This is a genomic window from Mycobacterium sp. 1465703.0 (assembly GCF_001672975.1).
In the GTDB taxonomy this organism is placed as follows: domain Bacteria; phylum Actinomycetota; class Actinomycetes; order Mycobacteriales; family Mycobacteriaceae; genus Mycobacterium.
Genome location: NZ_LZKU01000191.1, coordinates 47,842 through 54,460, shown reverse-complemented (window position 1 = coordinate 54,460; position 6,619 = coordinate 47,842). Strand labels below are relative to the sequence as shown.

5 protein-coding genes and 1 pseudogene are annotated in these 6,619 nt (G+C 62.3%); 4 read left to right on the top strand and 2 right to left on the bottom strand.

What is annotated here, in order from left to right:
• The first annotated feature begins 1,088 nt into the window (after positions 1 to 1,088).
• A pseudogene (locus A5625_RS17870) lies at positions 1,089 to 1,434 on the top strand (nitroreductase family deazaflavin-dependent oxidoreductase).
• A 329-nt stretch (positions 1,435 to 1,763) separates the two neighbouring features.
• On the top strand, positions 1,764 to 2,921 hold the full coding sequence (cax, locus tag A5625_RS17865) for a calcium/proton exchanger (protein WP_082984450.1): 1,158 nt from the start codon (positions 1,764 to 1,766) through the stop codon (positions 2,919 to 2,921).
• Between the two features lie 778 nt (positions 2,922 to 3,699).
• Here cax and A5625_RS17860 read toward each other — a convergent pair.
• Complete coding sequence (locus tag A5625_RS17860) at positions 3,700 to 4,254, bottom strand: TetR/AcrR family transcriptional regulator (protein ID WP_066996706.1); 555 nt, start codon at positions 4,252 to 4,254, stop codon at positions 3,700 to 3,702.
• Between the two features lie 141 nt (positions 4,255 to 4,395).
• On the opposite strand from A5625_RS17860, the gene A5625_RS17855 reads away from it, so the two are divergent.
• A complete protein-coding gene (locus A5625_RS17855; protein WP_066996700.1) occupies positions 4,396 to 5,385 on the top strand; it encodes an SDR family oxidoreductase in 990 nt (329 codons plus the stop codon).
• Between the two features lie 47 nt (positions 5,386 to 5,432).
• Complete coding sequence (locus A5625_RS30220; protein WP_066996698.1) at positions 5,433 to 5,825, top strand: fumarylacetoacetate hydrolase family protein; 393 nt, start codon at positions 5,433 to 5,435, stop codon at positions 5,823 to 5,825.
• A 135-nt stretch (positions 5,826 to 5,960) separates the two neighbouring features.
• On the opposite strand, the gene A5625_RS29680 is transcribed toward A5625_RS30220, so the two are convergent.
• Positions 5,961 to 6,392 (bottom strand): hypothetical protein, encoded by a 432-nt coding sequence (locus A5625_RS29680; protein ID WP_197516144.1) that lies wholly within the window; start codon positions 6,390 to 6,392, stop codon positions 5,961 to 5,963.
• Between the last annotated feature and the right edge of the window lie 227 nt (positions 6,393 to 6,619).

Below are 6,619 nucleotides of genomic sequence, written 5' to 3'. Positions count from 1 at the left end.
GCGATCAGCCTTGAGCTCCTGACTGCCCGCGGGGGACACACGAGACTAACCCCGGCTGGGCTTGTCCTGCGGACGGATGCTTATTGAAGAAAGGAATCGTCAATACCTATGGGTCGGGCGCGGAGATGATGTAACTCGAATGCTCAGGCCCGACGAGGTGGCCGATCGACCAGCACCCGCTGTACGTCTCGCCACTGAACGACACGAATCTGATGCCCGGTTTGCACGCCAGTGACCGGGTCGACATCGAAACCGACCGAACAAGGTGGTGGTATCGAGTAATTGTGACGCGGCCAGCACCGACAAGGATTCGACAGTGCCGGCCCCTCCACACAGCGCTGCCAAACGACTACCCGCGGCGAAGGCCGCGGCAGCCGGATAGGGCGGCTCAGTACCGTTCGTGTCCCGGTAACGGTGGCTGAACCATTCGCTGTTGGGTCCGTCCGCAGGATCATCTGTCCCGTCGTCGAACCACAGGCACGGTCCGTACAGCCCCTCCACGCGATCACCGATAGCATGCCGCAGCTCATCAACCCCCGCGGCAACCAATCCAACTGCACGCCAACGGTGTTCGCTGGCCCACTGCGCGATCGCGGCGTCGTCATCGAAGGAACCGGCCGATAACAGCACATCGCCCGCCGGGACCTGCGCCAGCCTGTCTCTGGCCCTGCCTGGTAGGGCAGCCCAATCCCATACACGTCACCAGTCAACGCAAACGTGCAGTGCCCCAAATCACCTCGACCTCACATAAATTCGCTTCATGCGACAGCCATCGCGCCGCAACAGAGTTGCGTAGGCCGTGCAGCCGGCTGGACACCTTCAACAGCTGGCACGCAGGTGCCATGCCTCGGGGTTGTTGCCGGCCGGCTCGCGGGGAGGCCGACCGCCGCCAGGGCCGGGCGTAAGACGTTTACCACGTCGCGTCGGTCCGTAGAATGGCAGACCGCCTTTGTGCCCTAGTGACCGCGATCCGCTACGGGCCGCAGCTGTCTAACGGATACTGGTCATTCGAGCTTGGTTGTGAACAAAGGGGTCCATGCGGGTAACAAGGGCCGGTCGCAAATTTCAATAGGCGAGTCACCAATCCAGTGGCGCGGTCGATTACGCCATGGCTTCCGGGCCAAGGGACGCTCGAACATGTCGGACGCAAATCAGGCAAGCGTTATCGGACGCCGCTGTTGGTTTTCCCCACCCGCGACGGTTTCGTTGTTCTCATCGGGTACGGGCTGAAATCGGACTGGTTGAAGAATGTATTCGCCGGTGGACAGGCGGTGGTGCACAAGCGCGGCAAGAGTATCGCGCTGGCCAATCCGCGCCTGGATGAGTAAGGCTGAGGCCGCAACGCTCGTTAAAGGGCCATCTGGTGTGTTCTACCGCCTGTTTCCATACAACGAAGCGGCGCTGGTGTTGACCAAAGTCAATTCCACGCCGTGACTCTGGGCAGTCGCATCGCCTGAAGACCGGATGTCACGCATCAGACGAGGTCATACAAAACGTGGTGGGGCGGCGGGCGCATGTTTCGTGGCGGGCCGGATGGTCACCAAGTGCCTGATCTTCACGACAGTCAGTTGCTTCTTTTTGGCGGCTCGCCTTGGCCGCCTATCAGTATGAACGTGACGGCGCAGATCAGGATTACGGCTGCGTCCCGCGATTGACCCCCGGGCTCGGCAGTAAGTCGAGGTCGCCGCAGCGGCACCAGCGTGTTTTCCACGCGAACCGTTCGGTTGTGGAAAACTTCAGCGCGATCAGAGCAGGAGAGGCACGTGACGACCACCCATCCCGAACGGCTCCCGCTGCTGACCCGGCGCGACCGCATCATGATCACCATCACCGTGATCGCATCGATGGCAGCGGGGGTTCTCAACTTCACCCATGCGAACGCAGTGCTGGCGTTCACCATCTCCGCAGTCGCGTTGGCCGCACTGGCATCTCTGGTCGGCCGTTCGGTGGAGGCGCTCGGAGACCGGCTCGGGCCCAACGCCACTGGGATACTGCAGACGGCGCTGGGAAACCTGCCCGAGTTGTTCGTGATCCTATTCGCACTCAAGGCAGGCCTTTTCGGCGTGGTGAAGGCCACCATCGTCGGCTCGATTCTCTCCAACGCCCTGCTGGTGCTCGGGCTGGCATTCGTGGCCGGCGGGATCAAGCATGGCCGCCAGCGCTTCGCCGCCGACGACGGACGCACCCTCGGACTGATGTTCACCCTCGCGGTGTTCATCCTGGCCGTCCCCTCGTTGACCGCTGCAATACACACCCCGGCGCAACAGCACGAACGGGCGGTGTCGGTTGTCGTCTCTATCGTCATGCTCGCGCTGTTCGCACTCTCGCTGCCCGCCACGCTCGGAAACCGGGCGCCCGACTCGGCGCTGCAAGCTGGTCATAACCGCTCCAGAGCGACCTCTCCCATTGTGGCCAGCCCCGATTCGGCCAAAGCCGCCAGTGCCGCGACAGCGCACGGCGAGTGGCCGTTGGCGATGGCCATCGGCATGCTGGCCCTCGCCAGTATCGGTGCGGCCTTCGTGTCGGAATGGTTCGTCGCCGCCCTAGAGCCAGCGATGCATGCAGCGGGCATCAACGAGGTTTTCGCCGGTCTGGTGATCGTGGCGATCGCCGGCAACGCGGTGGAGAATTTCGTCGGCATTCAGCTGGCGGTTAAGAACCAGATGGACTACGCGGTTCAGGTGGTCCTCCAGTCGCCAGTCCAGATCGCACTCACCATCGCACCGATCGTCTGCCTCGCAGCGGTATGCCTCGGCCAGCCCGGTTTCGATCTGGTCTTCTCGCCGCTGCTGTTGGCGTCGATGATTATGTCTGCGCTGGTCGCGGTGCTGGTGACGTTCGACGGCGAGTCGACCTGGTTCGAGGGAGCAGTACTCATCGCGCTCTATGTAGCGATCGCCACGTCGTTCTGGTGGGGATGAGCGGCCTCAATGGGGGGATGGTTCGTCGTCCAATCACCCGAAGGCGAAACGATAAGCATCACCCGAAGTCATACATTTGGCCAGTAGGGCGGGCGGGGCTCGAACCCGCGACCAACGGATTATGAGTCCCTAGCCAGCGTGCGCACGACCAGCCTAAATAGTTCGACCCGAGCCATTAAACCGCCTGCAAGACAGCGCTTTTGACCGTTCTCGGTCCGGTTCCGGTACGCCCCCGGTACGGCTACAAATCGCCCTCGGTCGCCGGGGTGACGCCGGGGTGAGATGGTGGACTTGGTTGTTAGCTAGTCGCGGCAAGGGTGTCGCCTACACACGGAGGAGTGTCGCCGGGAGTGAAGATTGAAGCATCCCGGTTCGATGCACACCTCATTCCGTGACCGGTGTGTCTCCCGATCCGGTCGTGAGCGTAGTCCGTGATGCCAACGTTTTTCGAGTTCATGTCAACATGTCGAGACGCTGGCGCCCCGTGGCATTGGCGGCGAGGCGATGTCCTGTAAGGGGATCCCTCGCGGGCCACGCGCTGAGCGGGCCACGCGCTGAGGCTCGGGTACCGAGTTTCTTTTGTGTGCTGACGTTTTCCGCCGGGGCAGCTCGTCCGCTGCCGCTCCTGTCCGTCACAACGCACAGATATCGCTCCCACCGCCTCGCGACCGTCCCAGCGCCCGCAGCCCGCCTAGTGAGAACTTTCCTTACTGGTATCGAGGTTGCGTCCGGCGGCCTTCTTCTCGCGTATATCTGTCAGGCCAACTGCACACAGCCCTCATGGACCGGTGAATCGGCGCAGCGCCCATAGCACCAGCCGGTCACGATCCTCGGGGTCACGTTTTCTGTCGTGTAGGTGCAGTCCTTCGACCAGCGCGGTGATCGCCCGCGCGGCCATAATGGCGTTGCCGTCGGTGAGGCCCTCGCGTTGGAAGCCTTCTTGCAAGGTGTGCTCGGCCAGTTCGTGGAAGCCGTGATGAAAGTCGGCCACCGCCGGCACATGTGTCGCGCGGTCGTGCACGGTGGCCGTCAGCGATGCGGTGCGGTCGAGTTCATGCAGCATCGCGAGGACCAGCTCGGATAGGGGCGGCGGCGGTTCGGTCAGCAGCCGCGGCAGCGCCGCTTCCAGCCGCCGCCGCAGCACCGCGACCAGCAGGTCATCTTTGGTGGGGAAATACCAGTGCACGGAATTGGTCGCGATACCGGCTTGGGCGGCGATCGCCGCGATGGTGGTATCCCGGAAGCCGCCCGGCCCCACAAACGCGGCATCGGCGGCATCGAGGATCTCTTCTTCCTTGACCCGGCGGTCGACCCCGGCCCGGTTTTTCGGCACACCGACCTCCTCTTGATTGATAGATAAGAGACAATCTACCCTCTTGATTAGCAGTCAAGAAGGTGTATGGCGGCGTCGGATCCAGACAGGCGTCGCTGTCAGGCTCCGAAAGAGGGCGAATGAGAATGGAAGGTTTAGCGCGTGATCGGAACAGACTGGCCGAACAAGCTGTCAGCGGCGGCACATCTGCTGTACAGATCCGCCGATAGCCACAACCGTGTGAGCGAGCGGCTGCGCGGCAAGGTGGCGATCGTCACCGGCGCATCTCAAGGGCTGGGCCAGCACATCGCGCTCCAGTTGGCGGCCGAGGGCGCCCACGTTGTCCTGGCTGCCCGTAGTATGCAGCGGCTCAACGCTATTCAAGCGCAGATCGCGACCGCAGGAGACACCGCGCGGGCAGTCGCCGTGGACCTCGCCAACGAGGAGGACTGCGGGCGCTTGATCGACACAACCGTGGCGGCCTTCGGTGGAATCGACATCTTGGTGCTCAATGCGGGTCAAGCGACACATGGAAGACTTGAGGAGCTTGAGTCCTTCGACCCGATCACGGCAGCGATGCGGGTCAACTTCTTCGGCGCCGCCTACCCCACCTATCTAGCCCTGCAGCATCTCGTCGCGGCCCGGGGTGTCATCGCTTATGTGACATCCGGAGCGGGACACCTTCCGATGGCGGGTTATCTGGGCTACACCACCAGCAAACACGCCATGAACGGATTCTTCGAAGCGCTGCGGCTGGAGCTCTATCCCCGAGGTGTGCACGTGTTGACCATCAACCCCGGTGATATGTACAGCGACGATGGGGCCGGGCGCACAGTGATCGGAGCGAACGGCGCTGAGGTCAAGGTCGACTTGTCGGTGCAGCGGCTCAATGACATCCCGAGGGTCGCGGCGAGCACGGTGGCAACACAGTGTGTGGATGCAATCGTCGACCGGCGCCGTGAAGTCGACGCCTCACCGTTGATCCAAAAGATCGGCACCCGCATCCGACCGTTGCTGCCCACCCTGATCGACCAGCGCATCTATGCCAAGACCAGGACGATGCGCACGGCGTTCAATGATGTGGCCGAATTGCACGCGGTGTCGGCACAACCGGCCGCAAATCCACCTCACAACCAGCCCGACGAACCATGACCAGGCGCACCGGGCGGCCCAACTCAAAAAGCACTTGGAGGTATCACGTGGTGGTCCATCTGGCCCGTTACCGCCGCGACGACGACATCGGTTGGGGGTTGGTCGCCGGCGACGGCCTCGCGCCGCTAGAGGGCAGCTACCGGAGCACCGCCGACCTGATCTCCGGAGCGTCATCGGACTGGCAGTCAGCTGCTGAGCGCACCGCAACAGTGGCACTTAACGACGTGACGGTGTTATCGCCGGTGACCACGCCGTGCCGAGTGATGTGTCTCGGCGCCAATTACCGTCAGCACGCTATCGAATCGGGCATGGATCCCGACAGACGCGCGTTCAACGTGTTCTTCGATAAGACCGACGCATCGGTAACCGGTCCCGACATGCCCGTTGTGCGGCCCGCACACGTGCAATTGCTGGACTACGAGATCGAACTCGCCCTGTGATGCGCGCTGAGGTCACCCAACCCGTCACCGTCACCGCCGCCAACCTGCAAGAGTACGTCTTCGGCGTCACACCAAGGTTGGTCGCCGCGCCAAGAGCACCGCCGCGCCGAAACGCAAGCGCGGCGAGAAGTTCGGTTAGGGGTCTCGTCCCTCGAGCAGATGGGCGTACGGGTCACTATCCGTGCCGACGTGTTCTGGCATTGGGTAATACGTCTTGATCAGAAGGTTCCCCTCCTGGTCCCACGCGAACGTTTCAATGCTGAAGGCCGATTGCACATTCGGCTCAGTGCCAAAGAAATTCTCACAGACCCAAGCCATCTCGTCGCCATTGACCTGGACTGTGAGCATCTTGATCTTCAAGATTGACTGAAACATGTCGAATGCCTCAGAGGTCGCGGTATCGAAGCCGTGCTTCACCTCGGTGCCGACGGGATCGAACATCCTCACCTCACCCGGACAGATTGTCCGCCATGAGTCGACCCACTCATCCTTCTTGCCCGCATTCCACAACTCCGCGTGTTTAGCCGCGTGCGCTAACCGTGCTTTACGGCTTGGAACCTTACTCATCGAACGCTCCTTGCTGGGCCATATCCGTCTGTACCTTAGCTGGACAGGTGTCCAGTTGTCACCGGAGAAGCTAACACTTCCTTGGTCCCGTCATGGTCCCGTAGACGTAGCCGAACTGTAGGCGGACCCGACCCGACCCGACCCCTAGACGTAGCCGCATGCTACTTATCTGCTGGTAGACAGGTTTCGGAGTTGCTAGCGGCACTCCCACCAGCGCTTATCGCTCA

What these genes read in the sequence shown, in the direction of transcription:
- A5625_RS29680 (WP_197516144.1), bottom strand. Translation starts at nt 6,392, where the DNA reads ATGAGTAAGGTTCCAAGCCGTAAAGCACGGTTAGCGCACGCGGCTAAA.